A 25,681-nucleotide genomic window follows, 5' to 3' on the forward strand; every position below is an offset into this window, starting at 1 on the left:
CGGAATTAATGACGCAGCGGCGCCGGGCTCCAGAGTCCGCTGCGAGTTGCCGAACCGAGATCCAGCCGGGCCGGTTGCGCGTTCGGGTAGTAGGGCGTGAGCTGCTGCAGCGCGCCCCAGTCACGGAACCAGTCGTCCTTCAGATAGGTCGGCATGGTGGTCGGTCGCAGCAGCAGTTCGGTGATGCCCAGCGGTCCGCCGCCGAGGTTGTCCATCACCGGCGAGTTGGCCTCCGCGCCGAACCGGTCCGGCAGGATGCGCCACTTGGGCACCTCGATGACGCCGTATTGGTGATCGAACGGTCGCTGGCAGGGAAACGCCATGCCGACGAGCCAGTCGAGCAGCACCGGGTCCTGCGAGCCGACCACGTCCTGCAGGGTGCGCAGATGCGGGATCCGCGGCGGTGTGACGGCCATCCAGTGCAGCGGGTTCAGGTCGTCGTCGGTGGCCACCAACCGGATCTGGGTGGCCTCGCGCGGAATCGCCGAAAGCGGTGCGCGCAGGTTGCGCCAGGCCGGGGCCGAACCCACGTCGGCGAACCCGACCGAACCTGCGGGCTGCCCGTTGCTGTCGGCCCACTGCACGACGACCTCGCCGGGATCGAAGCGGCCTGCCGCCGATATGACGAGCAGCGGCCCCGCCTGGTCTCGGGGCGGCAGCCGGTACCACGCCGAGCGCAGCGCCGCCGGCTGCTGGGTGCCCGCGCGCCAGCTGCCCATCACCGGGGTGCTGGCCGGATCGAGGTTGTACGGCAGTCGGGCCTTCGATCCGTTCACGCCTGCCGCGGCGGTGGTACCGCCCTCGGTGCCCGCCTCGTTGGCGGTCATGGTGCCCGTTTCGGTATCCGCGAAATTCGAGGTGCCTGGCGACTCCATGACCGGGTCGGCGGAAACGTCGGCCGGAATCCCGTTGGGGCCGAAGCCTTGCGCGGTGACGGCGCCCAGCGCCTCACCCACTGGTGTGTCGATCGGCGTCAGCAGTCCGGCATTGGGGTCCTGCTCGACCAGCACATCATTGGCCAGCCCGCAGGTCTTGCCGGTCAGCGCCTCGAGGTTGGATCGACCGACACTCCATGCGGGGAACTGTTCGGTCATCCCCAACGTCAACGTCAGCACCTCGAACACCACCAGGATCCAGGTGGCAATCGCCAACGGAGACTGCACAATTCGTTGCCATCGACGCGTCGCCGGCCGAGACGAGTCGCGGCCGGCGAAGTGGAACCACGCCGCCACCAGCAGGGCCACCACGGACAGGCCGAGCAGGAATGTGGTGAAGCCGAAATGCCACTCGGGGAACTGATTCGACCACGGCACACCGAAGTTGGAGACGTACCACCAGCCATTGACGGTCGCGAACGACAACGCCATCACGAACAGCACCGCGGCGGCGAACATCGCACGATTGCGCCGGGACTGCATTGCCGCGGCGGTGACCGCCACCGCGGCCAGTGCGCCCAGCGAACCAGCCAACCCGGCGAACACCCCGAAGTGGTGCGTCCACTTGGTCGGGGTGAACATCATCGCCAAGAACGAGATGATCGTGATGCCGACGATGCGCCGACTCGGTCCGAGCGCGGTGCCGGGAATCCTGCCCTTGCGCAATGCCATTGCCACCGACACCGCCAATGCCAGCAGCAGCGTCAGCACCGCGAATCGGCGGGCCACCGAACCGTCGGGACTGGTGGTGAACAGCCGCTCGTAGCGGATGTGTTCGTCGAACCAGCTGAGGCTGGGCCCGACCGCGGATTTGAAGGTGCTGGCCTGGATCTCGCCGATCAGCGTCTGGTCGCGGAAGATCAGGATGATCGTCACCGTGCAGGCGGCCAGGATGGGCGCCAGCAGAGCCAGGTAGCCGAATCGCGAAGTATGCCGCGCAACAATCGTTTTCAGCGGCCCGACGGCCACCAGCAAGGCGCCGACAGCCGCGATGCCCGTCGGCCCGGAGAACAGCGTCAGCGCACCGATGATGATCGCGATCGCCACCGGCAGCATCCGGTTGGTGGCCACGCCACGCTCGACCGAGCACCAGGTCAACAGGATGCCAAGCGCGATAATGGGTTCCGGTCGCAGCCCGTTGTTCAACGGCAGCCAGAACGCGAGGAACATGCCCGCGGCGGTCCACGCCGCCGCTCGGCTGGTTTTCACGGCGCGGCCCAGCCGCGGAATGACTTCCCGGCTGATCAGCCACCAGCACGCCAGCGCCATCACCAGCGTGGGCAACCTCACCCACGCGCTGTTCGTGCTGACATGCGCCCACAGCGCCAGCAGGTCGTAGTACCAGCCGAACGGTGCTTCCGGCGTGCCGAACCATCGGTAGTAGTTGGCCATGTAGCCGGCGTGCTCGGAGACGCGGGCCATGGTGAGGATGTAGCCGTCGTCAGAGGTGTTGGCGCCGACGAAGTGCCACCAGACCAGGACGGCGGCCACCAACCCGTCCAATCCCGATATCGACCACCAGCGCCGCGGAAGGAAACGCTTGATCCGTCTGCCGTCGGCGATGTCCAGCACGTGCAGCGCGCCGAGCGCGATGACCGTCATCGCGACACCGACGACCATCGCCAGCATCTTCAGCAGCGTCGGCGAACTGCTGTAGCGGGAATCGATCGTCGCCGAGAAGCTCAGCCCCGGCGGCGCGGGCCCTGCCAGATCGGTGAAGACGCCGACGATCTGCGGCCGAAAGTCGTACCCGCTGCGTTCGCCGCGCAACGGCTTGCCGGCGTCGTCGTCGGCGTCGGGACCCTTCACCAGGCCGACGAATTCGCCGGTGACCTTGTCGGCGTGCGCGGTGAACGTGAGCCGTTGGCAGGCGGGGCTGAGCACCTGGCTCAGCGGCGCACTGACCACAGGAGTGTTGCGGACGATGACGAGCAGGTCATTGTTGACCCGTTCGATCAACAGGCCGCGGTCGACGGCCTTGGGCGCCTGCTTAGGCACGGTCGAAAGCAGCACTGTTTTCCCGGGACCCGTCAAACCTGCAGCCGCGCTGCAGGGCACCGAGATGGTCAGGTCCGTGGCGACGTATCCGATCAGCGGCGCGTTGACGCTGGACAGCACGCCGTTCTGCGGCCAGTTGAGCTTCGCGGTGGTCTGCGTGATCGGCAGCAGCGGGATGGCGATCGCCAGCGCCGCGCCGAGTAGCCCGGCAACGATCGCAATGAGGCGGGCGGTGCGATGGTTGCCCGCAGCGGTCACGGGGCTTGATGGTAATTGGCCAATGTGCGGCGGCGCTTCCGTGGCCATCACGGCTCCACGCTTCCGCGAGACTGCGCTTTCTGCGCGAAAGTGTGAGTGAGCCGCTCAATAACCGCAGTTTCGAGGCTCATTTTCCGGGCTCCGTCCTGATCGCCAACACGAAGGGCCCGACGGTGGAGACGTCGAAGCGCGGGTCGTCGAACAGCTTCTTGTCGAGGGTCACGTGGTAGCGGCGGACGTTCGGCTGGTTCGGGTAGACGTCCGAGGCCAGCCGCAGGATGTAGGTGTCGTTGGCGCCCCGGCGCATCAGGAACACGGTAGGCGGCTTCCACAGCAGCTTGTCCAGGGCGGTGATGAACTCGTCGGCGCTGCCCAGCGTGGCCCAGCCTTCGATGGCCTTTGCACGCTGGTCGAACTGCGCGAGCGGATTGGCGTAGTGCGACGTCAGCCCCTGGAACCCGTAATAGGGGTAGTAGGAGAGGAAGCTGTAGTCGGCGGTGAGCACGACGATCTCGTCGCGAGGCAGCCCGGTGGTCCGCAGGATCTTGTCGTCGATTTCGCGGTAGTACTGCTCGGCGCCTGGCGGCCGGCGGTCGGCGCGTTGGCCGTGGCCGTCGGTGTCGGTGTAGGCGACGACGATGTCGGAGCGCAGCACGTCGGGGATGTCCTGGCTGAATGTCAGCGCGCCGATTGCGCCGACGGTGGCCGCGGCTGCGACGACGCGCCGCGAGTTCTGCGGCCTGACCCTGGCGGCAAGCGCGCGGGTGACATCGATGAACCCGAACGCGCCCGCCGCCGTCAGCAGGATCGTCAGCGTTGGCTGCAGCCGGAACGACAACAAGGTGGTGCCCAGCAGGGTGGTCAGCATCGACAACAGCGACCAGGCGTAGACCGCCAGCACCGCGATGGCCAATGCACCGGCACGGGTCGAGGTGCGGGCATAGACCACCAGCCACAGCGTGCCGAGCATGCACAGCGCGCCGAGCAACGTGAAGTGCAGCATCGGGAACTCGAGTTGCGCGCCCGCCGACGGCAAATAGTGTTGCGCAGTGCCGGAATCCGCCGGATGCCCGTTGACCGCGGCAATCAGGTACGGGCCCCAGCCGATGAGCGCGATCGCGCCGGAAATCACCGCGATGACGACCAGTCGCAGCACCGGTTCCAGACGTCTGCGGCCAGCGGCGAGCAGGACACCCATGATGGCCAGCGTGAAAGCGGCGTAAAGAAACAACAGGGTGTACAGGAGCGCCGCGACGCCGAGAAACACGCCGGTGCCGATGACGGCCGCCCACCCGCCGCTTCGTGTTGCACCCCGCAGGCCCGACCACGCGAGCACGAACACCGGCGGCAGCAACACGGCGATGATCGCCGCATACGGCTCGGTCGGCGAGTAGGCCAGCGCGGCCGCCGTGGTGGCGGTCGAGACGATCAGCGCATACTCGAAGCGGATCATGCTGACCCACAACACAACAGCCAGCACCACGGCGATCGTGATCGAGACGATCGCCCACGGCTTGAACATCTCCCATGCCGGCGTGCCGGTCAGCGCCGCAAGCCTGCCGCCGACCCAGAACCAGCCCGGCGGATAGAACGGCGGCAGACCGTAATAGGTCATGTCGTGTGGACCTGCCGTGTCGGCGAGCCTGGTCAAATACTCGGTGCGGAACTGCTGATCGACCGAGATGCCGAACAGATAGAGTCTGGTGGCCCCAAGCGGCATCGCCAACGTGACCACCGCGAAGGCGGCCGAGAAGACAAGGGCCGCGGCTCTGGCCAGTAGCTGCCGGCCACTACGCCAGAGCCAGCCACTGGCGAATATCCCCGCGAGGCAACCGAATTGACCAACAGTCGTCAATGCGTGCAATTGGTTCGACGAGTTGTAGGCAGGCCACTCGACCCGCGAAATCGCGGTAAGCGAGATCACCGCAACGAGCACCGCCACGACGACCGCCACCGCCATCTGGCCGGCTACTGCCCATTGTCGCCGCCGGCGCGGCTCCCCGGCCAGCGCGCCGCGCATCAGATGGGGAGCTTGCGGAAGATGGGGCGCGGAATGTGTCGCAACACCATCATCACGTACCTGAACGCCCCCGGCGCCCATACCAGTTCCTTGCCCTTGGCCGATGCCGTGACCGCCAACTCGGCGACGTACTCCTTGTCGACGGTGAACGGCGCTTCCTTGCTGCCCGTCGCCTCCCAGTGCGCGATCGTCGTGCTGGTGCGCACTTGTCCGGGCCTGATCACCAGCACCCGAACCCCGAACTCCCGCAATGCTTCCCCGAGGCCCAGATAAAAGCCGTCGAGACCGGCCTTGGTGGACCCGTAGACGAAGTTCGACCGCCGGACCCGTTGACCGGCGGCGGAGCTCATCGCGATGATCCGACCGAAGCCCTGCGCCTTCATCTTTTCACCGAGTAGCACTCCGACGGAAACCGCTGCGGTGTAGTTGATCTCGGCGATCTGTACGGCCTTGCGCTGGTTCTGCCACAGCTCCTCGGCATCGCCAAGCAGGCCGAACGCCACGATGGCCACGTCGATGTCACTGGGGCCGCCCCCGGCTTCATCTGAAAAAGCCGCGTCGATGACCTTCGGATGGCTTTCGGTGTCGACACCGTCGAAGTCGATCCACTCGACGGACTTGGCGCCTGCCTCCTTCATCGCCGTGATGGCCTTGTCCTTGCCGGGATGATCCGGCAGGTCGGCCAGCACGATGCGGGCACGCGCGTTACGTAGATAGCGCTCGCAGATGGCCAGCCCGATCTCGGACGTGCCGCCGAGCAGCAGAATGGTCTGGGGGTTGCCTACGGCGTCAAGCACCATCTAGAGCAGCTCCAAGCGTCGGGCCATGTCGGATGCGAACACACCGTCGGGATCGACCTTGCGGCGCACGGCAATCCACTCGTCGATTCGCGGGTACATGGCGTGGAAGGTCTCGGCCGTGGTGCGGTTGTCCTTCGCGGTGTACAGCTTGCCGCCGAACTCCAGCACGCGACGGTCGAGTTCGTTCAGGAACTCATTGAGGCCCGGCTTGATCTGGAAGTCGACACAGACATTCCAGCCGGGAATCGGGAAGCTCAGCGCCGCTTGATTGCCGGGCCCGAAGAGCTTGAACACATTCAGGAACGAGTAGTGACCCGACTTCTGGATGTCGTACATGATGCCCTTGAACGCCTCGACGGCCTCGGTCGGCACCACGAACTGGTACTGGCCGAAACCCGCTGAGCCGTAAGCCCGGTTCCACTCGCCGACCATGTCCAGCGGGTGATAGAACTGCGTCAGGTTCTGGGCCTTGCCGCGATAGGTCTTGCCCATGCGGTACCACACTTCGGTCATGGTCCCGAAAATCAGCTTGTTGCCGAGTCCGCTGGGGAACACATCGGGGGTCGTGAAGTACTGCGGCGCATCGAATTTCAGCGGATTCTTCTGCAGCTTCTTGGGCAGCTGATCGACGGTGGCCAGCGAGCCGCGGGAGATCACGGCGCGGCCGAGCTTCGGCGGCGCACTGATCGCGTCGAACCATCCCGATGAATAGGTGTAGTTGTCCTCGGTGCCGTCGCTGTGGAACGCGATGGTTTCGTCCAGGCCGGAGGTCACGTCGCCGTCGGCGATGAAGTACGCCGTCTCGGTGGGCGTCATCAAGATGGTGGCCCGCAGGATGATGCCCGTCAGGCCGTTGCCGCCGACCGTCGCCCAGAACAACTCCGACTCGGGACCGTCGGGTGTGAGTTGGCGGATCTCGCCGTCGGCGGTGAGCAGGTCCATCGACCGAACGTGGTTGCCGAAGCTGCCCGCACTGTGGTGGTTCTTGCCGTGGATGTCGCAGGCGATCGCGCCCCCGACGGTGACCTGGCGGGTGCCCGGCAGCACCGGCACCCACAGTCCGAGCGGCAGCGCCGCGCGCATCAGTTGGTCCAGATTGACGCCGGCGTCGACATCCACCAGGTGTGTGTCGCTGTCCATGGTGTGGATGCGGTTCAGCGCGGTCATGTCGACGACGAGCCCGCCACCGTTTTGGGCGTTGTCGCCGTACGAGCGACCCAGCCCTCGCGCGATGACGCCGCGGGCACCACGGTCCGACGCGTGCGACACCGCCTCGGCGATCACCTCGGGGTCCGGGGTCGACAGCACCTGCGCGACGCTCGGCGCGGTGCGAGCCCAGCCGGTGAGTCGCTGGGTCCTGGTCTCAAACATCGTGACGAGGGTACCGCCTGGCGCCCACGGCTCAGCGCAGCCGGAAAATGACCGCCCGCTGGACGATGAAGTTGATCACAGTCGCGGTGCCCTGGGCGATGACGAAGGCCACGGGTACGGCCCACGCCGTGTAGTCGAACAGATGAAGGCAGAAGTGGTTCAGTCCGACCTGTACCGCGAAGGTCACGGCGTAGAGCACCATGACCGCGACGAACCTGGTAGCGCTGGGCTCGGCCTGGAACGTCCAGCGGCGGTTGATCAGGTATGCCGTGATGGTTCCGAACACGAAGCTGATGGCCTTGGCCACGTCGACCTGCAGGCCTACCGCCTTGTAGAGCAGCACGTACAGCCCGAAGTCGACGACCGCTGCGACGCCGCCGGTGACGAGGAAGCGCCACACCTGGGTTTTCAGCGTCAGGCTGGAGGACATCAGGGGCTCGGCCACCCGGGCAGCTTAGCCAGCCAAGCTGCTGGCCCTCAGCACCGCGCACAACGCCTCGACGGCCGCGGCGAACGCGTGCTCGGCTGGTGCGGCGAAACCGACGACGATCCCGTCGCGGCCGGGGACGTTCTCACCCGCCAGCGGATGGCGCATCCGGGACAAGCCCTGCAGGGCGATTCCGGCCTCCCCGGCGCGGCGCAGCACCTCGTGCTCGCTGCCGTCGGGCAGGGTCAGCAGCAAGTTGACGCCCGCGGCGAGGCCGCTGATCCCGACGTCGAAGCCGCTCAGTGCGTCGACGAGGGCGTCGCGGCGTCGTCGGTATCGGGTACGCATCCTGCGGATGTGGCGGTCGTACTGGCCGCTGCTGATGAAGTCGGCCATGGTGAGCTGGTTCAACGCGTCGACGTAGAACTGTTGACCGCCCCCGGCTTCGAGCACCGGCTCGATGAGGTCTTCTGGCAGCGCCATCCAACCGATCCGCAGCGTCTGCGCCAGGCTTTTGCTTGCAGATCCCATGTATGCGACGCGGTCAGGGCCCAGCGCCTGCAGCGCGCCGACCGGCTGACGGTCGTATCGGAATTCGCCGTCGTAGTCGTCGTCGAACACGTAACCGCCGGTGCGCTGCGCCCACTCGATGACGGCGGTGCGCCGGGACGGATGCAGAGCAACGCCGTGGGGGTTGTGGTGGGCCGGAGTGAGCAGTACGGCCGCGACCTCGAGTGCGTCCAGATCGCTTACGACTGCGCCGTTTTCGTCAAGGCCGATCGGCAGGGTCGATACCCCGAGCGCGGCGATGGCGTCGCGGAAGATGTGCAGCCCATACGCCTCGACGGCGATCGATCCGCCGACGGCCCGCGTCAGCAGTTCGACCGCGTGCCGGACACCGGCGCAGATCACGATCGACTCCGCCGAGGTGCGCACGCCGCGGGCCCGTGCGAGGTATTCGGCGAGACCTTCGCGGAGTTCGGGCCGCCCGCGCGGGTCGCCCATCCGCAGCGCTTCCGTGGGCGCACTCCCGAGGGCCCGGCGGGTCGCGGCCAGCCATGACGCGCGGGGGAATTCGGAGACGTCGGGGGAACCGGCCATCAGGTTGTGGGTCGGGACGACCCGAACGCCACGAGGGATGGCGGGCGTGCCGGTGCCTCTGACGTTGACCACCCAGGTGCCTGCTCCCTGCCGGGACGTCAGCCACCCCTCGGCGACCAGTTCGGCGTACGCCTGGGCCACCGTGTTGCGGGCCAATCCGAGATCGCCAGCCAGGTCGCGCGACGGCGGCAGCATCGTGCCGGGTGCAAGGCGACCGGTTCGGACCGCGTTTCGCAGGGCGTTGATCAGCAGTTCTCGCGCGCCGCGGGCGCCGGGGGTGATGGTTTGCCGAAGGTCCAAGTGGAGATCACGGCTGCCGGAATTGGCCCATGAAACCATAGCGGAATTGAACCACGCAGATGGGACTTTCGGTTTTAGCGTGGGAGGCATACCAACAACATCGGAAACATCGGAGACACTCGACAACCTGCCCCCGAACCGGCTGAAGATCTACAAGACGTCGCCGGAGTTGTACGACGCGATGATGGCGCTCAGCAGGGCGGCCTCCAAAGACGTCGAAGCCGAACTGGGTGAGCTGATCAAGATTCGGGCGTCGCAGATCAATCACTGCGCGTTCTGCCTTGACATGCACATGCGCGACGCGCGAAAGCACGGGGTGAGCGACCAGAAGCTCGACGTGCTGGCGGCTTGGGAAGAGGCAGGCGATATGTTCAGCGAGCGTGAGCGGGCGGCGCTGGCGCTGGCCGAGGCCGTCACCGAACTCGATAACGGCCACGTCCCTGATGAGGTGTATGAAAGGGCCGCAGCGGTTTTCACCGAGCGCGAGCTCGGGCAGGTCATCGCGATGGCGGTCACCATCAACGCGTGGAATCGGATCAACGTGACCATCCGCCTGGAACCGCCGCGCCGATGAGCCGCAGGATCAACCTGAACCGGGTATCGCCCGAGGTGTACGAGGCGATGGTGACGCTGAACGCCGCGGCATCGAAGGACCTCGATCCGGATCTGGCCGAGCTGATCAAGATCCGCGCGTCGCAGATGAACCACTGCGCGTTCTGCCTCGACATGCACAGCACCGACGCCCGCAAGCGCGGGATCAGCGAGCAGAAGTTGACGCTGTTACCCGCCTGGCAGGAGGCCGAGGGCGTCTACACCGAGCAGGAGCAGGCGGCACTGGCGCTGACGGAGGAAATGACCGATCTCACCCGCCGCAATGTCTCCGACGAGGTGTATGCCCGCGCGGCAGCGGCCTTCTCGGACCGCGAACTGGGTCAGGTGATCGCGATGGCACTGACCATCAACGCCTGGAACCGCATCGGGGTCACCACCCGGCTGCCGCTGCCCAAGCACTAAGGCGGATCAGGTTTTCGGGCGGGTAACAACGCCGCGGCGGCGAACACCGCGCTGCACCCGAGGAACACCCCGCCCAACGTGTCCGAGAACCAGTGGACGCCGAGGTAGATGCGCGTCGCGGCGACGACCGCGGCGACGGCGGCGATGCCCAGCCAGACGAGAAAGTGGCGGGGCTTCGTGCCGAACGCGATCGCCGCGACGCCGAACAGCGACACGGCCGCGGAGACGTGGCCGGACGGGAAGGTGTGCTCGGTGAGATGAGCTGGGCCCTGCGGATGGGCGGCCGTGATGATCTGCTTGCCGACAGTGCTGCCGATTCCCACCAACCCGACCGTGGTGACCACCACGATCCCCGTCCAGACCGATCGACGCACGACCGCGCTGATCATCGCCGCCGTCAACGCCGCCGGCACAACGAAAATCGGCGATCCCACCTGGGTCAGCTTCAGTGCCAGCTCTGTCCTGTGCGGTGCAATGTGTGGGTGCACGTGTTGAGCGACCACGCCGTCTAGCCACACCGCATCGCCGCCTTCGCGGATGTTGTAGGCCAGGGCCAGAAGCAGTACGAAAAAGACCGCCGACGCCATCAGACACAGCGACGACCGCAGCCAGAACGGAAATGCAGGCGGGCGATCGCTCACGGCGACAGTTTGCCGTATGTGATGGTCGAGGGGTGCAGACCCGGTCCGGCGCGGAGATCGTCATCGACGGCGACGTGGTGCACAAGCTGCACCGGCCGGGAACCGACCCGCGTCTTCTGACCACCCGGCTCCGCATCGCGGCCGCGTCTGAGCCGTTGCTATCTCCGCTTGACGTGACGCCCGAACGGGTGGGCGCTCGGTGGCGCACTCGCTGGCTGAGGGTGAAAACCGTTGTGCCGCAACCGGAAGGTGCTCCGTGGGGAGAGGCGGCCCGACTGCTGGCACGGCTGCACCGCGAAACCATGACGGCGCGGCTGCCCCACGGCTGGCCCCAGCGGCTGCGGCGCATGCTGCGTGGCACCGGTGACGCCGTCGTCCGGCGTCTCGCGGCTGAGCTGCCGCCTCAGGCGTGGCGGGCAGGCTCACCAGATCGGCCGTCGACGCTGGTGCATGGTGACTGGCATCTCGGCCAGTTGGGCAGGCTCGCGGGAAGGTGGGTGCTGATCGACGTCGACGACCTCGGTGTCGGCGATCCGGCGTGGGACCTTGCTCGGCCTGCGGGATTCTGGGCCGCAGGGCTCATCCCCGACGACGACTGGGTCGAGTTCCTGGAGGAATATCGCCGGGCCGGTGGCTGTGCGGTACCGGACGGTGACCCGTGGCCGGTCCTCGAACCGTTCGCACGCGCGGCGGTCATCCAGGCGGCCGCGCATCACCCCGACGACGGGATGCTGCGCGCCGCGTGCCAGCGGATGCTCTAGCTGGAGAAGAACAGCCTGCCGAAGCCCTGCTTGCGGTAGTGCCTGCTGCCGCGATGGCCCCAGCCCGGGCCGTAGTCATAGCCGTGCTGCACCGGAGGCGGTGGTGGCGGCGCGCTCTGCACGAACCGGTTCTCCATTTGAGTGAGCGCCTCGAGCTCGCCGAAGTCGAGGAAGATGCCGCGGCAGGTGTCGCATTGCTCCAGGTGGATGCCATTGCGCTCGTAGGTCTTCATGACGCCTGCGCACTTCGGACACAGCAGCGTGTTACCGACGCCGGGCGACGGAGGGGACTTCGGTGGTTCGTATGGCGGGATACTCATGCCTGCACAACGGCCGAGCATCCTGTGAAGTGCCTGGGAGCTAGGTCGGCTCACCCACATGCCGGACCCGTCAGGTACCGCTGCACCGTCGGGCCCACCCATGCGACGAGGTCGTCGATCCCCGCCGACGCCATCGGTTCGATCCGCAACTGGTAGCGCGCGAATGCCAGCCCCATCAAATGCGATGCGACAAGTTCGACACGCAGCACCGCATCGTCGACGCCGAACTCGGACGCCACCCGGTCGGCGACCGGGCCTGCCAACGTGTCGTGAAGTAGCTTGCGCGCCAGCGGTTGATCCGCCGCTGAGCGCCACACCGTAAGCAGCGGTTCGAACGCGTCGCCTGCGTCCCAGCGCTCGATGAAGCGCCGGACCAGACGCGCACCGATCCCGTCCGGGGAGTCGTCGAGCAGGCTGGGCAGCTGGTGCAAAGGATGCTCCGGGATGTCGATCACCGCGGCGGTGAACAACCCTTCTTTGTTGCCGAAGAAGTAGTAGACCATCGCGACGTCGACGCCTGCATCGCTGGCGATTCCGCGCACGGTGGCCTGCTCGTAGCCGCGTGTGAAGTGCTCGCGCGCGACTTCCAGGATGCGCTGCTTGCTCAGCTGGCCCGTGCGCCATCGGCCGGTTCGCCGGCTCTCCGCCATGGCCAGCAGCGTACTTCAACGCCTGTTGACGTTTGTCCGACGCCAGGAGTAGCGTCTTCTTCAGCGACTGTTGAAGAAGGAGCGACGATGGCACGTCGACGACTGTGGTGGCGGCATCTGCTTTCGGTGTTACTGGCGCCCGCGATGATGACGGTTTTCATACCGTGGGCCATCGCGGCGGCTGCCGGCGTTCATGCGCCGAACTTGAGCACTGCCAGAGGTCTCGCGCTGGCCACGGCGGGTGGCCTGTTGATCGCCGCGGGCGTCGCCATGTTGGTGTGGACGGTCGTGCTGTTCGACCGCGTCGGTGAAGGCACCCTGGCGATCGGCTCACCGGTGAAGCTGGTCGTCCGCGGCCCGTATCGACACGTCCGCAACCCGATGATGACGGGTGTGTTCGGCATTCAACTCGGCACCGCGATCGCCACGGCATCGCCATGGCTGTTCGGCTGGTTCGCGTTCTTCTTCACCTGCGTGCTGATCGCGATCCGGACCGTCGAGGAGCCGCACCTGCGCCGACGCTTCGGCGCCGATTACGACGAGTATCGGCATCACGTTCCCCGATGGATCCCCCGGCCTACGGCGTGGGAACCGAGTCGCGTCTAGACCCAGTACGGCACGCGCGCCCGGTACTGACGCATCGCCATCGCGGCAAGGATCCAGCCGATCGCGGTCAGCACAATGACCACCACCCAGTGATGCAACTCCTGATCGGCGCCGAGCAACGGCGCGCGGACGATGTCGAGGTAATGCAGCAGCGGGTTGAGTTCGACGATCCTGGCGTAGGAGCCGGCGCCCTGCTGCTGCAGCGTCTTCTCGTTCCAGATGATCGGCGTCATGAAGAACAACAACTGCACGAGGCTGAACAACAGTGGGCTGATGTCCCGGTAACGAGTGGCCAGAATGCCGAAACACAGTGACACCCATATGCAATTCAGCACGATCAGGCCGAGCGCGGGAATGACCGCCAGGTCGGTCCATTTCCAAGGCTTCGGATAGATGATCGCGATGATCACGAAGATGACGATGTTGTGGGCGAACAGGATCATCTGCCGCCACACCAAGCGGTAGACGTGCACGCTCAGCGGAGTCGGAAGTTGTTTGATCAACCCCTCATTGGCGACGAACACCTCGGCACCCTCGAGGATCGAGGCGTTGATCAGATTCCAGATGATCAGGCCCAGCGTGACGTAAGGCAGATGCTCCTCGAGTGGCAGCTTGAACAGCTTCGAATACAGCAACCCCATCGCGACGGCGGTGGTACCGGTCGCGATCGTGATCCAGAACGGGCCCAGCACCGAACGTCGATAGCGCTGCTTGATGTCCTGCCAGCCGAGATGCAGCCACAACTCGCGCTTGGTGAAGCCCGCGACGAGATCGCCCCATGCGCGGCTCATCGTGCGCGACTGCGCTGCCGCGTCGGTGAACGTCACTGTGTCGGCCTCTCGAATCTTTCGCGGCGGCCCAGGCGCCGCAGCCGAATCCACTCCCACAGTCCTGCTGGGTCACGCCGGGAGACCAGAAAATACCAGCCGAACCGGATCCATTCCTGTGGCAATAGTTTTCGCATCCCCGGTTGCGACATCAGATAGCCACGGTTGCGGTAGGTGAAGAACCGCTTCGACGCGTCGTCGGGATGCTGCGTGTGCATTCGGCCGCCGAGAATCGGCTTGAACTCGTCGCTGCCGTGCGGATGCAGGTAGACCGCGTTCAGGCAGGTCCCGAACGGCAGCCCGGAGCGCAGCAGCCGCCTGTGCACCTCTACCTCGTCGCCACGCACGAACAACCGAAGATCCGGAACGCCGACCGCTTCCAGCGTCGATGCCCTGAACAGCGCGCCGTTGAACAGCGATGCGATCCCCGGAAGCAGATCCTCGGTGCCTGTGCGCAATTCGCTTGCGCGTCGACGCCACACCAGTCCTCGGCGCAAGGGGAAAGCCAGCCGTTGTGGATCCGCCATGTCGCACACCATCGGTGACACCTCGGCGAGCCGGTACGTCGAAGCACACGCCAGCAGAGTGCCGAGCACTTCGGAGTCGGCGGGCCGCCCATCGTCGTCGGCCAGCCACACCCAGTCGGCGCCCAACGCGAGCGCATGCAACATGCCCAATGCGAACCCGCCTGCGCCGCCGAGGTTTCGGCGCGAACCGAGATACGTCGATGCGATTGGCTGGGCGTTCACGATCTCGCGCACCCGCGGATCGTCGTCGTTGTCCACCACCACGAGATGGTCGGGTGCCCGCGTCTGCGCGGAAACGGACTCGAGTGACTTCGCGAGTTCGTCGGGGCGCCGATGCGTGACCACCACGGTGCACACGAATTCAGTCATGCGCCCGCTCACGGGAGTTCTCTTCCAGCACCTCGCGAACGTGCCGCGCGGCGTCCGGCCCCTCGTAGGCGCCGACCACCTCCTCGATGCCGCCGGTCATCTTGACGGTGCCGTGGTCGATCCACATCGCGGTCTTGCACAGCCGCGCCAAGAATTCGTTGGAATGACTTGCGAACACAAGGATTCCGGATCGTTCGACCAGACTCTGCAGCCGCGTCTGGGCCTTCTTCAGGAAGTCGGCATCGACTGCGCCGATACCCTCGTCGAGTAGCAGGATCTCGGGGTCGATGCTGGTGACCACGCCCATCGCCAACCGCACCCGCATACCGGTCGAGTAGGTGCGCAGCGGCATCGACAGGTAATCGCCGAGTTCGGTGAACTCCGCTATCTCGTCCACCTTGGCCAGCATCTGTTTTCGCGTCTGACCGAGGAACAACCCGCGGATGATGATGTTCTCGAAACCCGAGATCTCCGGATCCATGCCGACGCCGAGGTCGAACACCGGTGCCACCCGGCCGGTGACCGAGGCCACCCCGCGGGTGGGCTCGTAGATTCCCGACAGCAGTCGTAGCAGCGTCGACTTCCCGGCGCCGTTGTGGCCGACAAGACCGACCCGATCGCCCAATTCCAGCGACATCGTGATGTCGCGCAACGCCTCGATGACCACGACGTTGGACTCGTTGCGCCCGATAGCGCCGCCGGCCTTGCCGAGAAACGCCTTCTTCAACGAGCGCGTCTTCGCGTCGAAGATCGGGAACTCCACCCACGCGTTGTGGGTCTCGATGTGAACCACGCCGAGCTACAGGTACTGACCGGTCCCGCCGCCGCGCTGGCCGGGGACAGCGACACCGGGCGGCAGAGCGCCTTGTCCGCGCATCTGCTCCAGCTGCTGCCGGGCGGCCATCTGCTGTGCGAAGAGCGCGGTCTGAATGCCGTGGAACAACCCCTCCAGCCAGCCCACGAGCTGCGCCTGAGCGATACGCAGTTCGGCGTCGGACGGCACGCCGTCTTCGGTGAACGGCAGCGTGAGCCGTTCGAGCTCCTCACGCAGTTCCGGCGCCAGCCCGTCCTCGAGTTCGCGAATGCTGGTGCGGTGGATCTCGCGCAGCCGGTTGCGGCTGGCGTCGTCCAGCGGTGCGGCGCGCACTTCCTCAAGCAGCTGCTTGATCATGGTGCCGATGCGCATCACCTTCGCGGGCTGCTCCACGAGGTCGGTCAGCGACTTGTTGTCGCTCTCCTCATCGCCGGAATCGCCGCTGATGATCTCGATGTTGTCGTCGTCGGTGTTTGCAGTCATTGCCTCTGCGTTCCCTCTAGTTCCCGCGCCATTCGTAGATTCGGGCCTCGCCGTTGTCGTAGATCTTCTCCCACGACCGTGACCTATCTAGCGACACTAGCCCGTCGGGCATCACGAACCCGCGGACGACCGGTGTGCTGGTGACCACGTAGCGCACGTTGAGCGCCTTGACCGCCTCGGCGACGCGTGGATCGTTGTCGGCGTCATCGGCATAGGCCCACAGGATGAATCGGTGGTAACCCGGCCCCTGCTGCACCGGATAGTCGTAGTGGGTCCACAGCGGGTGCAGGTTGGCCACGGCGTACATCCACGCCGTGCCGTCGGTGTTCGCGTTGGCGATCAAGGTGTCACGGGCTCCCGGCAGGGTGGCCAGGTACGACCAGGCCTGCAGGTCCTTCGCGTCGACCATCACCCGGTCGTACTTCTCGCCGAACAGAAATTGGGCCCGCGGTAGATACGCGAGCCCGATGCCGATGCTGACGGTCGCCACGATGGCGGCCGTCGCCGCGCTCCAGGCCCGTGGGCTTCCCCTCGCGATCACCCTGCGAGCGCCCGCCACCACGGCCGAGGCCAGTGTGAACACCCCGATGCCGCCCGCCGCCGCCAGCAGCATCGTGATCACCGCCGACAGCCGCCGCGGATCGCTGTAGAACAGATCGCTGAACTTCCCGGTGAGCGCGCCGATCGGCCCACCGAACGGCGCCGACGAATGCACGATCGCCACCACCAACAGCGCCCACGCCGCCAGCGGCCACCACACTCGCCGCGCGATCAGCACGAGCGCCCCGACGGCCGCCAGGATGATCAGCACCCATTGGATCGGGAAGTCGTTGAGGTGGCGGGTGTGCTGCACGACGGCGTCGATCAGGCCCCGCTTCTTGCCTTCGTGCGTGACGAACGCGTGCCCCGCGATGATCTCGGCCTCCTGCAGCACGCCGAGGAATTGCGGCAGCAGCAGCGCCAACGTCGGTACCGCGATGATCAACAAGTTCACGAAGTCGGCGACGCGTCCGCGGACGGGATGCCACAACGCGTCGAAAAGCCACCACGCCGCGACGAACAGGACCGCCACCACGCCGCCCGTGATGTGCACCGAGAACACCCCCAGCAGGGCCAGCACCGCGAGAGGAATGCGGTCGCGGTGGCGCAGCGCTGAGACCACCAACAACATGCTCGGCGCGGCGAGGCCGTATGCGACGAGATTGGGCATCGACGCGACGTCGAACTCGACGTAGGGCAGGGCGGTGAACGAGGCCGACAGCGCGGCCGCGGCGGCCGCGGCTCCCGCGGCGCGTGACTGATCGGTTCGGCCGCGCAACAGGTGCCACGTCAGAGCGGCGGCGCTGACCGGGAACAGCCAGATCGAGGCGGCCAGTGAGCTCAGCGTGTAGGCGGTCGTGGGTGCGGCGCCGGACAGTTGACTGAACACTGCGGCCAGCGCGTGGAACGTCGAGGGGTAGTACAGCGCCTCGTGTGTTTCGACATTGCGCAGCTCGCCCATGTGGGTCGGCGAGGCCTGACCGGTGTCGAGAATGAAGCGAATGGTGTTCGCGTGCCAGACCGAATCCCAGTTACTCGGAATCGACTGCCAGTTCGGCATGCCGCGAACCGCCGCCAACCCGATCAAGAAGGCGCCTAACAGCACACCTGCGGCCACCACCAATGCGGGCCCGCGACTCGCCGCCCGCGCTTCGGCGTCGACGTCGCGAACACGGGCCAGCGCGACCCGCAAACCGTACGCGAGGCCCGTCATGACGGCCAGAGCAAACAACGCCGTCCACCCGTTCCACGGGATGCCAAGTGCGCCAAACGGCACGATGGCCAATGCCACAATGCCGTAGGTCAGGGCCGGGCCGACCGCGACGGCCGTCGGCCAAGTTAGCCGACTGACGCGTGCCACGACTGCGCCGGGGATCACCAGCAAAGACAGTGCGATTAGCACTCCGAACCCCAAGCTCACTGGACTAGTATGGCTGCCCAGGTGACTCGGTCCGGGCACGGCATGGGCAGCGACAGGGCGCGGCCGGGCATCCGCAAAAATCGTCTCGGTTCATGAACTCACAGACGCTCTAAGGTGGGCTGGCATGGCATACGACGTCGCCCGGGTGCGCGGTCTGCACCCCTCGTTGGGCGATGGCTGGGTGCACTTCGATGCGCAGCACGGCATGCTTCTCCCTGACACCGTCGGCAGAGCGGTCTCGACTGCGTTCCGCGGTTCGATGCCGACCCCCGTGGGGCCACATCCGTCGGCAAGACGCAGCGCCGCACTGTTGGACGCCGCACGCCAGGCGGTTGCCGATCTGATCAACGCCGATCCGCGGGGAGTGGTGCTGGGCGCCGACCGCGCGGTCCTGCTCACCTCGCTGGCGGACGCATCGTCGTCCCGCGTCGGTCTCGGCTATGAGGTGGTGGTGACGCGCCTCGACGACGAGGCGAACATCGCGCCGTGGCTGCGCGCCGCGAACCGCTATGGCGCCAAGGTGAAGTGGGCAGAAGTCGACATCGAGACCGGCGAGCTGCCCGCTTGGCAGTGGGAGGGCCTGATCTCTGCGCCCACCCGTCTGGTCGCGATCAGTTCGGCCTCGTCGACGTTGGGCACGGTGACGGAATTGCGTCCCGTCACCAAGCTGGTGCACGAGGTCGGCGGTCTGGTGGTCGTCGATCACTCCGCCGCCGCGCCGTACCGACTCATCGACATCCACGAGATCGACGCCGATGTGGTCGCGGTCAACGCCATGGCATGGGGCGGTCCGCCGATCGGCGCGCTGGTGTTCCGCGACCCGTCACTGATCAATTCGTTCGGCTCGGTATCGCTGAACCCGTATGCCACCGGCCCGGCGCGGCTAGAGGTGGGCACCCACCAATTCGGCTTGCTTGCAGGCGTTGTCGCCAGCATCGAGTATCTCGCCGGCCTCGACGAGTCCGCGCAGGGGTCACGGCGGCAACGTCTTTCCGTCTCGATGCAGTCGGCGTCGACCTACATGAACCGAGTGTTCGACTATCTGCTCACCTCGCTGCGATCCTTACCGACGGTGATGGTGATCGGCAGACCGGAAACTCACATCCCGGTGCTGAGCTTCGCGGTCACCGACGTGCCCGCTGAGAAGGTGGTGCAGCGGCTGGCCGACAACGGCGTGCTGGCAATCTCCAATGTCAGCTCTCGGGTGCTGGATGTCATCGGGGTCAACGACATCGGCGGCGCGGTGACCGTCGGGCTGGCGCACTACTCGACGACCGCCGAGGTCGACCAGCTGGTGCGCGCTCTTGCCTCGCTGGGCTGATCCGACGGCTAATCCTCAACGCGCAGAACGATTTTCCCCGACACCTCACCCGAGGCCAACAGCTCGTGCGCGGCCTTGGCTTCTTCGATCGGAAACTCGGCACCGATGATCGGACGTACCTGACTGTCGGCGATCAACGGCCAGACGTTGGCGACCACTTCGGTGACGATGTCGCTCTTGCTGCCATGGCCACTGACCGGACGTGACCGAAGCGCCGTGGCGATGACGCCCGCACGCTTGCCGAGCAGCTTGCCGATGTTGAGGTCGGCCTTCACACCACCCTGCATGCCGATGATCACCAACCGACCGTCGGTGGCCAGCGCGTCGATGTTTCGGTCGAGGTATTTGGCACCCATGATGTCGAGGATTACGTCGGCGCCGCCCTCATCGCGCACCCGCTCGACGAAGTCCTCGTCGCGATAGTTGATGGTGAGGTCGGCGCCCAGTTCTGCGCACAGGTCGAGTTTGTTCTGTGCACCGGCAGTGACGGCCACCCTGGCGCCCAGCGCGCGAGCCACCTGGATGCCGTGTGTGCCGATGCCGCTGGCGCCGCCGTGGATCAGCAACAACTGGCCGGCCGACAGGCCCGCGGTCATGATCAGGTTCGACCACACGGTGCACGAGACTTCGGGCAATCCGGCGGCGTGATGCAGTGACACGTCGCCGGGAATCGGCATCACCTGGCCGGCCGGGACAGCGACGAATTCGGCGTAGCCGCCGCCCGCCAGCAAAGCACAGACTTGTTGCCCGATCGCCCATTGAGTGACCCCGTCACCGACCTCCGCGACCGTTCCGGACACCTCGAGACCGAGGGTCTGACTGGCCCCGGGAGGGGGTGGATAGTTGCCGGCGGCCTGCAACAGGTCGGCACGGTTGATCCCTGCCGCACTAACCTTGATGAGGACTTCACCGGTATCAGGGGTGACGCTGGGGATTTCTTGCCAGGTGAGTTGATCGGCTGACTCCGCCACGATCGCACGCATCGGCTCAACCCTACTACGGACTGAATACAGTCTAGGTTTCCCCTACGGAGCTATGCTTGCCTGCTTTACTATAGCGAAATGGAGGGGATGATTGCCGGGCGCACTGCCAGTGATATGCCTGGTCTAGATATCGCTGAACAGAGGTCGTGGCAAAACTTCCTCGACTCAGCGCTGCGAATGTATGCGACCCTGAACCGGTCGCTGGTGGACGCACATCACTTGACCCTGAACGACGTGCGGCTGCTCGACATCTTGGACAAGTCCGCGACGGGGTCGGCGCGAATGGGGGACCTCGCCGACGCGCTGATGTCATTGCCGAGCCGCGTGACCCGGCAGATTCGGCGCCTGGAGTTACAGGGTCTGGTACGCCGCGGCGCGAGCCCGGACGACGGCCGCGGAGTACTGGCGTCGATCACTGAGGACGGGCGTACCGCGGTGGCCGAGGCCATGCTCACTTACGGCCAGGGGGTACGCACGCATTTCCTCGGCAGATTGTCTCGCCCGCAGATCGCCGCGATGGGCGAGAATTGTCGGCGGATCAGTGTCGCGCTGAAGGCGGGCGCGCCGCCGGCCAAGCTCGGCCGCGTCTAGCCCATTTTGCGGCGCAACCACGTCCACCCCGTACTCTTGTCGGCGGTGGCGTGGCAGAGCGGCCTAATGCACTCGCCTTGAAAGCGAGAGACGGCTAACACCGTCCGGGGGTTCAAATCCCTCCGCCACCGCTCCGCAGAAATTTGCGCTTGCGAAAATCCCGTCAGCAACAATTCGTCAATGTCACCTCATGGCCAGTGCCAAGGCCTGCACTCCTGCCATGATTTGAGACTCCGTCAGGTTCGCGTAGCCGAGTATCAGACCCGGCGGCGCCGAGTCGGGGTCGGCGTAGCAGGGTGCCAGCGCCTCGACACGGACCTGCATTCTGGCGGCGCGATCGACCAACTCCGCGGTCCGGATGCGATCCGGGAACCGCACGGTCAGGTGCAGACCGGCGGCCGCGCCGAGCACCGTTGCCTCCGGCAGATGCTCAGACAGCGCCTCTAACAACGCATTTCGGCGGGCCAGATAGCGGCGGCGCATCTGCCGCAGATGCCTGTCGTATCCGCCCGAGGTCAGCAGTCCGGTGAATGCGATCTGATCCATCACCGAACTGCCGGTGTCGGCGAGGCCTTTCGCAAACGTCACCGCCCCGACGTGATCCGCGGGTAACACCATCCATCCGATCCGCAGGCCCGGTGCCAACGTCTTGCTCGTCGAGCCCACATACACCACCCGGTCGGGCGCGATGCCCTGTAGCGCGCCGACCGGAGCGCGGTCGTACCGGTATTCGGCGTCATAGTCGTCTTCGATGACGAGGTGACCGGCGCGCGCCCACTGCACCAGCGCCGTGCGTCGTGCCGGGGAGAGCACCACGCCCGTCGGCGACTGATGTGCCGGCGTCGTCAGCACCGCGGTGGCATCCGTCGCCGACAATGCCTCGACATCGAGGCCATCGCCGTCGACGTAGACCGGAATCGGATCGATTCCGTTGTGTTGCAACACCGTTCGATGAAGCCAGAATCCGGGATCCTCCATCGCGACGGTATGGTCGGACAGCGCGGAGGCCAGCAGCGCGATGGCCTGGGTCACGCCCGAGCACAACACGATGTGCTCAGGGTCCGCGAGTACACCGCGGGTGCGCCGCAGGTAGTCCGCGACGGCAACGCGCGCCAAGCGAAGGCCCTGTGGCGCAACGTAGCCCAACGCATGCGACTCGATCTCCCCGAGGCCCTGTCGCAGCGCCCGCAGCCAGGCATGGCGCGGAAAACTGCCGAGATCCGGCGATCCGGGTGCGAAGTCGATCTTGTAGGGCCTCGCGCGCTCGCCGGGGTCGCGCTTGTTTTCGGCGGCGGATTCGACAGCCGCCACCCGTGTGCCGGAACCATGCCTGCTGAGCAGGAACCCTTCGGCCGCCAACTGGCTGTACGCGTCAACGACAAGCCGACGCGAGACGCCGAGGTCGGCGGCCAGCACCCGGCTCGACGGCAGTTTGGTCGCCGGCGCCAGGCGACCCGCGCGGATGGCGTCACGCAGACCGTTGACGAGCTGGCGGTGCAGCGGTTCGGGCGCGGCGCGATCGAGTTCGACCAGAAGCTCCGGACCGGCCGGACCGGAATTGGTACCCGAAATTGTCATCGAAGTGGTGCCTTACTGAGGCCAGTGAGGATCTAGCGTGAACCTATGACGACCACACCCATCCGCACAAGAACCCGCTACGTCGACGTGGTTTTGGTTGTGTTCGGGCTGTACTCGGTGGTCTTCGGGGTCTTCATGCTCGTCGCGCCCGGGGCGTTCTTCGACACGTTGGGCAACTTCGGCGCTCGCAACGACCACTACATTTTCGACAACGCCTCGTTCGAGTTGCCGCTCGGACTCATGATGCTTGCCGCGCTGCGCTGGCCGTCGTGGCGGGTACCTGCCCTTGCGTTCGCCACAGTGCACTGGGCGCTGCACGCGCTCAGCCACATCATCGACCCACACCACGCCGCGGGCGAATCAATCGGCTGGCTGGAGGCCGCGGCTCTAGTGGTGACCACCGCGTTCCTGGCAATTGCGTTGCGCGCCAGCGTCGCCGAAGAGAAGCGCTGATGCGCGTGCTGGTGGCAGGCGCGACCAGCGTGCCCGGCCGTCCGCTGCTGAAGGAGTTGATCGCCCGCGGCCACGACGTCGTCGGGCTGACCCGCCAGGCAGCCAAGACTTCGCAGATCGAGCAGGCAGGTGCACGGCCGGTGGTGGCCGACGTCTTCGACGCCGATCAGATCAACGCCGTCGTCGCCGCGATCCGACCCGACGTGGTGATCAGCCTGCTGACCACGCTGCCGAAGCGAGGGCCCATGCGAGTCAAGGACTTCGAACCGGCGCGGGCTCTGTGGGGTCGGGGCGTACCGAATCTGGTGACCGCGGCCCAGCGCGCAGGGGCGCACAGGTTCGTCGCGGAATCGGTGATCTTCGCCTACGGCTATCCCTCGACCGGTCCTCCCTTGATGGACGAGTCCGACCCGTATCCCGGTCCGCCGCCACCCGGCGGGGAAGCCATGCTCGAGGCGCTGCGCGGCATGGAGCGGACCGTGCTGACTTCCGGCCAGCACAGCGCCACCGAAGGAATCGTGTTGCGCTACGGCGCCTTCTACGGCGACCAGGTGCCGCACACCGAGCTGTTCACCCGGTTGGTGAAGCTCTGCGCGATGCCCGCGGTGACCGGCACGGGGATCGTGTCGTGGATTCACATCGACGACGTCGCGAAGGCCACGGCTGCCGCGGTGGACAAGGGCCGCGGCGGCCAGATCTACAACATCGTCGACGACCGGCCGCAGTCGTTTGGTGACTACATTCGCGAGATGTCCGCCGAACTGCACCGGCCGAGGCCGTTGCCGATTCCGCGTCGGGTGTTCGCCCTCGTCTCACCCTACGGGGCAGTTGCGTTCGGGGACACCTGGTTGCCGCTGTCCAACGCCAAGGCGAAGGCGGAACTGGGCTGGACGCCGGTCACGCGTAACCCAGTGCCGAGTTCTCGGTCCGGATCCGCACATTGAGCACGAGCGCGTTCGCGATGGTGAACACGATCGCGGTCAGCCACGCCGAGTGCACAAGCGGCAGCGCCGCCACTTCCGCGGTCACCGCCATGTAATTGGGATGGTGCAGGAAGCGGTACGGCCCGCGATTCACCAGCACCGCACCGGGAATGACGATCAGCCGCGGATTCCAGTGCTTGCCGAGCGACGCGGCACACCACCACCGCATGACGGTGCTGAGCGCTACCACACCTACCATCGGCCAGCCCAACCATGGCAGGAATGGTCGGTGCAGCACCGCGACCTCGACGATGCACGAGATGAGAAGCAAGGTGTGCATGCCGACCATCACCGGATAATGACGATGGCCGAATTCCTTGCCGCCGTTGGCAAATGACCAGTTCGCATTGCGCCGGGACACCACGAGCTCGACAAGTCGCTCCCCCGCGATGGCCAGGATGAACAGGTAGTACATGGCGCTTCCTACCAGCCCATCAGAAGCAGTTCGAAGCTGAATCCCGGCCCCATCGCCAGCATTACGCCGAGCGACCCTTCCACAGGCCGCGTCGCGATCGTGCGATGAAGGACGTCGAGCACCGAGGCCGACGAGAAGTTCCCGTTCTCGCGCAGGGATTCTCGGCTGTGCACAACGGCTTCCGGCGGCAAACCGACGGCGCGCTCGATCGCATCGAGCACCTTGGGACCGCCGGGGTGACACATCCACGTTGAAATGTCGTCCGTGGTCAGCCCGTGGTCGGCGAGGAAGCTGTTGACCTCATCGCCGAGATACTTGTCGGCCATCTCAGGTACGTCGCGGGACATCACCAGGCCGAAACCGTTGGAGCTGACGTTCCACCCCATCACGTCGACGGTGTCAGGGAACAACCTGCTTCTGGTGGCAAGCACCGATGGTCCCGGATACGCCGTCGGGGCCACCGGTACGCGGTCGGCGCCGGTGGCGACGACGGCGACTGCGCCGTCTCCGAACAGGCACGCTCCGATGAGCGCGGGGATCGACATGTCATCGCGCTGCAGCGTCAGCGAACACAGCTCCACCGACAGCAGCACCGCGACGTGGCCGGGGAAGCCCCGGAGGTAGTCGTGGACGCGGGCCATTCCCGCCGCGCCCGCCACGCAGCCGAGCCCGAACAGCGGGATGCGCTTGATGTCCGGCCGGAATCCGACCCGCGACGCCAACCGCGCGTCGATGGTCGGCACCGCGACGCCGGTGCTGGACACCATCACGATGGCGTCCACCTCGCTGGGGGTGACGTGCGCCGCATCGAGCGCCGTACGCACGGCCTGACCGCCCAATTCGAGGGCGACCTTGATATAGGCCTCGTTGGCTTCGGTGAATCCGGTCAGTTCGGGGTAGCGGGACAGCGGTAGCGCCAGACTGCGGGTCTGCACGCCACTGGTTTGTGCGAATCGGGCGAACTCTGGCCCGAGGCCGCTGGTGAGTACGCGAGCTACTTCTTCTTGGTCGTACCGGTTGGTGGTCAGAGCCACGCCGGTGCCCGCGATGTGCGGGGCGCCGGTGCGCCCCGCGATGTCGTCCAATGAGATGGAATGGGTTGTATCCGTCATACCCACCAATACGACGCAGCGCGGTCAATGATTCAATTACGGAGCGCGAAAGTGACACTAAAC

26 protein-coding genes and 1 tRNA gene are annotated in these 25,681 nt (G+C 66.1%); 9 read left to right on the plus strand and 18 right to left on the minus strand.

Annotated elements, in window-relative coordinates; translation table 11 throughout:
- Nucleotides 1–5: 5 nt before the first annotated feature.
- From ACGFK1_RS28625 to ACGFK1_RS28650, 6 genes are all read right to left on the minus strand, one after another.
- Nucleotides 6–3,239 carry an arabinosyltransferase domain-containing protein gene (locus ACGFK1_RS28625; protein WP_393437656.1) on the minus strand — a complete coding sequence of 1,078 codons (3,234 nt, stop codon included), beginning with the start codon at nucleotides 3,237–3,239 and terminating at the stop codon, nucleotides 6–8.
- 79 nt (nucleotides 3,240–3,318) lie between these two features.
- Nucleotides 3,319–5,211 carry a galactan 5-O-arabinofuranosyltransferase gene (locus ACGFK1_RS28630; protein ID WP_393437659.1) on the minus strand — a complete coding sequence of 631 codons (1,893 nt, stop codon included), beginning with the start codon at nucleotides 5,209–5,211 and terminating at the stop codon, nucleotides 3,319–3,321.
- Nucleotides 5,211–6,011, minus strand: coding sequence for a decaprenylphospho-beta-D-erythro-pentofuranosid-2-ulose 2-reductase (locus tag ACGFK1_RS28635; RefSeq protein ID WP_393437661.1), 801 nt, complete (start codon nucleotides 6,009–6,011; stop codon nucleotides 5,211–5,213). The genes ACGFK1_RS28630 and ACGFK1_RS28635 overlap by 1 nt, the downstream gene beginning before the upstream one ends.
- Nucleotides 6,012–7,382, minus strand: a complete 1,371-nt coding sequence (locus ACGFK1_RS28640) for an FAD-binding protein (protein WP_393437664.1) — start codon at nucleotides 7,380–7,382, stop codon at nucleotides 6,012–6,014.
- 31 nt (nucleotides 7,383–7,413) lie between these two features.
- Nucleotides 7,414–7,812 (minus strand): GtrA family protein, encoded by a 399-nt coding sequence (locus ACGFK1_RS28645; RefSeq protein ID WP_393437780.1) that lies wholly within the window; start codon nucleotides 7,810–7,812, stop codon nucleotides 7,414–7,416.
- 24 nt (nucleotides 7,813–7,836) lie between these two features.
- Nucleotides 7,837–9,249, minus strand: coding sequence for a PLP-dependent aminotransferase family protein (locus ACGFK1_RS28650; RefSeq protein WP_393437666.1), 1,413 nt, complete (start codon nucleotides 9,247–9,249; stop codon nucleotides 7,837–7,839).
- Nucleotides 9,250–9,289: 40 nt separating this feature from the next.
- Here ACGFK1_RS28650 and ACGFK1_RS28655 point away from each other — a divergent pair, with 40 nt between their 5' ends.
- Both ACGFK1_RS28655 and ACGFK1_RS28660 read left to right on the plus strand, forming a co-directional pair.
- The gene (locus tag ACGFK1_RS28655) at nucleotides 9,290–9,784 is read left to right on the plus strand and encodes a carboxymuconolactone decarboxylase family protein (protein ID WP_393437669.1); all 495 of its coding nucleotides are present in this window, start codon (nucleotides 9,290–9,292) and stop codon (nucleotides 9,782–9,784) included.
- Nucleotides 9,781–10,224 (plus strand): carboxymuconolactone decarboxylase family protein, encoded by a 444-nt coding sequence (locus tag ACGFK1_RS28660; protein ID WP_393437672.1) that lies wholly within the window; start codon nucleotides 9,781–9,783, stop codon nucleotides 10,222–10,224. Before ACGFK1_RS28655 ends, ACGFK1_RS28660 begins: the two co-directional genes overlap by 4 nt.
- Here the strand turns inward: ACGFK1_RS28660 and ACGFK1_RS28665 are convergent.
- Nucleotides 10,221–10,865, minus strand: a complete 645-nt coding sequence (locus ACGFK1_RS28665) for a phosphatase PAP2 family protein (RefSeq protein WP_393437675.1) — start codon at nucleotides 10,863–10,865, stop codon at nucleotides 10,221–10,223. The two genes, ACGFK1_RS28660 and ACGFK1_RS28665, sit on opposite strands and share 4 nt — an antisense overlap.
- Before the next feature lie 32 nt (nucleotides 10,866–10,897).
- On the opposite strand from ACGFK1_RS28665, the gene ACGFK1_RS28670 reads away from it, so the two are divergent.
- A complete protein-coding gene (locus ACGFK1_RS28670) occupies nucleotides 10,898–11,626 on the plus strand; it encodes a phosphotransferase family protein (RefSeq protein ID WP_393437677.1) in 729 nt (242 codons plus the stop codon).
- On the opposite strand, the gene ACGFK1_RS28675 is transcribed toward ACGFK1_RS28670, so the two are convergent.
- Nucleotides 11,623–12,048 (minus strand): zf-TFIIB domain-containing protein, encoded by a 426-nt coding sequence (locus ACGFK1_RS28675; protein ID WP_393437680.1) that lies wholly within the window; start codon nucleotides 12,046–12,048, stop codon nucleotides 11,623–11,625. The two genes, ACGFK1_RS28670 and ACGFK1_RS28675, sit on opposite strands and share 4 nt — an antisense overlap.
- Entirely contained in the window at nucleotides 11,997–12,596 is a 600-nt protein-coding gene (locus ACGFK1_RS28680; RefSeq protein WP_393437683.1) for a TetR family transcriptional regulator, read from the minus strand. Before ACGFK1_RS28680 ends, ACGFK1_RS28675 begins: the two co-directional genes overlap by 52 nt.
- Nucleotides 12,597–12,683: 87 nt before the next feature.
- Between ACGFK1_RS28680 and ACGFK1_RS28685 the strand changes: the two genes are divergently transcribed.
- Complete coding sequence (locus tag ACGFK1_RS28685; RefSeq protein ID WP_393437686.1) at nucleotides 12,684–13,202, plus strand: methyltransferase family protein; 519 nt, start codon at nucleotides 12,684–12,686, stop codon at nucleotides 13,200–13,202.
- Here ACGFK1_RS28685 and ACGFK1_RS28690 read toward each other — a convergent pair.
- The 5 genes from ACGFK1_RS28690 to ACGFK1_RS28710 are packed head-to-tail and all read right to left on the minus strand — an operon-like array spanning nucleotide 13,199 to nucleotide 18,182.
- The gene (locus tag ACGFK1_RS28690; RefSeq protein ID WP_393437689.1) at nucleotides 13,199–14,029 is read right to left on the minus strand and encodes an ABC transporter permease; all 831 of its coding nucleotides are present in this window, start codon (nucleotides 14,027–14,029) and stop codon (nucleotides 13,199–13,201) included. The two genes, ACGFK1_RS28685 and ACGFK1_RS28690, sit on opposite strands and share 4 nt — an antisense overlap.
- Entirely contained in the window at nucleotides 14,026–14,925 is a 900-nt protein-coding gene (locus ACGFK1_RS28695) for a glycosyltransferase (protein ID WP_393437692.1), read from the minus strand. The genes ACGFK1_RS28690 and ACGFK1_RS28695 overlap by 4 nt, the downstream gene beginning before the upstream one ends.
- Nucleotides 14,918–15,718: an ABC transporter ATP-binding protein gene (locus tag ACGFK1_RS28700; RefSeq protein WP_393437695.1), complete on the minus strand. Its 801-nt coding sequence runs from the start codon at nucleotides 15,716–15,718 to the stop codon at nucleotides 14,918–14,920. The genes ACGFK1_RS28695 and ACGFK1_RS28700 overlap by 8 nt, the downstream gene beginning before the upstream one ends.
- Nucleotides 15,719–15,724: 6 nt before the next feature.
- A complete protein-coding gene (locus ACGFK1_RS28705) occupies nucleotides 15,725–16,222 on the minus strand; it encodes a bacterial proteasome activator family protein (RefSeq protein ID WP_393437698.1) in 498 nt (165 codons plus the stop codon).
- Nucleotides 16,223–16,238: 16 nt separating this feature from the next.
- A complete protein-coding gene (locus tag ACGFK1_RS28710) occupies nucleotides 16,239–18,182 on the minus strand; it encodes a DUF6541 family protein (RefSeq protein WP_393437700.1) in 1,944 nt (647 codons plus the stop codon).
- Between the two features lie 124 nt (nucleotides 18,183–18,306).
- Here ACGFK1_RS28710 and ACGFK1_RS28715 point away from each other — a divergent pair, with 124 nt between their 5' ends.
- Nucleotides 18,307–19,503 carry a cysteine desulfurase-like protein gene (locus tag ACGFK1_RS28715; protein WP_393437703.1) on the plus strand — a complete coding sequence of 399 codons (1,197 nt, stop codon included), beginning with the start codon at nucleotides 18,307–18,309 and terminating at the stop codon, nucleotides 19,501–19,503.
- An 8-nt stretch (nucleotides 19,504–19,511) separates the two neighbouring features.
- On the opposite strand, the gene ACGFK1_RS28720 is transcribed toward ACGFK1_RS28715, so the two are convergent.
- Nucleotides 19,512–20,486: an NAD(P)H-quinone oxidoreductase gene (locus ACGFK1_RS28720; RefSeq protein ID WP_393437706.1), complete on the minus strand. Its 975-nt coding sequence runs from the start codon at nucleotides 20,484–20,486 to the stop codon at nucleotides 19,512–19,514.
- Nucleotides 20,487–20,564: 78 nt separating this feature from the next.
- Here ACGFK1_RS28720 and ACGFK1_RS28725 point away from each other — a divergent pair, with 78 nt between their 5' ends.
- Together ACGFK1_RS28725 and ACGFK1_RS28730 are read left to right on the plus strand one after the other, a co-directional pair.
- On the plus strand, nucleotides 20,565–21,077 hold the full coding sequence (locus ACGFK1_RS28725) for a MarR family winged helix-turn-helix transcriptional regulator (protein ID WP_393437709.1): 513 nt from the start codon (nucleotides 20,565–20,567) through the stop codon (nucleotides 21,075–21,077).
- A gap of 44 nt (nucleotides 21,078–21,121) precedes the next feature.
- Nucleotides 21,122–21,208 (plus strand) — tRNA-Ser (locus ACGFK1_RS28730).
- Between the two features lie 52 nt (nucleotides 21,209–21,260).
- Here the strand turns inward: ACGFK1_RS28730 and ACGFK1_RS28735 are convergent.
- Nucleotides 21,261–22,655 carry a PLP-dependent aminotransferase family protein gene (locus tag ACGFK1_RS28735; RefSeq protein WP_393437711.1) on the minus strand — a complete coding sequence of 465 codons (1,395 nt, stop codon included), beginning with the start codon at nucleotides 22,653–22,655 and terminating at the stop codon, nucleotides 21,261–21,263.
- A 45-nt stretch (nucleotides 22,656–22,700) separates the two neighbouring features.
- Between ACGFK1_RS28735 and ACGFK1_RS28740 the strand changes: the two genes are divergently transcribed.
- Together ACGFK1_RS28740 and ACGFK1_RS28745 are read left to right on the plus strand one after the other, a co-directional pair.
- Nucleotides 22,701–23,108 carry a hypothetical protein gene (locus tag ACGFK1_RS28740; protein ID WP_393437714.1) on the plus strand — a complete coding sequence of 136 codons (408 nt, stop codon included), beginning with the start codon at nucleotides 22,701–22,703 and terminating at the stop codon, nucleotides 23,106–23,108.
- Complete coding sequence (locus ACGFK1_RS28745) at nucleotides 23,108–24,052, plus strand: NAD-dependent epimerase/dehydratase family protein (RefSeq protein WP_393437717.1); 945 nt, start codon at nucleotides 23,108–23,110, stop codon at nucleotides 24,050–24,052. Before ACGFK1_RS28740 ends, ACGFK1_RS28745 begins: the two co-directional genes overlap by 1 nt.
- Here the strand turns inward: ACGFK1_RS28745 and ACGFK1_RS28750 are convergent.
- Together ACGFK1_RS28750 and ACGFK1_RS28755 are read right to left on the minus strand one after the other, a co-directional pair.
- On the minus strand, nucleotides 24,006–24,506 hold the full coding sequence (locus tag ACGFK1_RS28750; RefSeq protein ID WP_393437720.1) for an isoprenylcysteine carboxyl methyltransferase family protein: 501 nt from the start codon (nucleotides 24,504–24,506) through the stop codon (nucleotides 24,006–24,008). The two genes, ACGFK1_RS28745 and ACGFK1_RS28750, sit on opposite strands and share 47 nt — an antisense overlap.
- An 8-nt stretch (nucleotides 24,507–24,514) precedes the next feature.
- Entirely contained in the window at nucleotides 24,515–25,618 is a 1,104-nt protein-coding gene (locus ACGFK1_RS28755; RefSeq protein WP_393437723.1) for a type III polyketide synthase, read from the minus strand.
- Between the last annotated feature and the right edge of the window lie 63 nt (nucleotides 25,619–25,681).

It is taken from the genome of Mycobacterium sp. NPDC048908, assembly GCF_043197955.1.
GTDB lineage: Bacteria > Actinomycetota > Actinomycetes > Mycobacteriales > Mycobacteriaceae > Mycobacterium.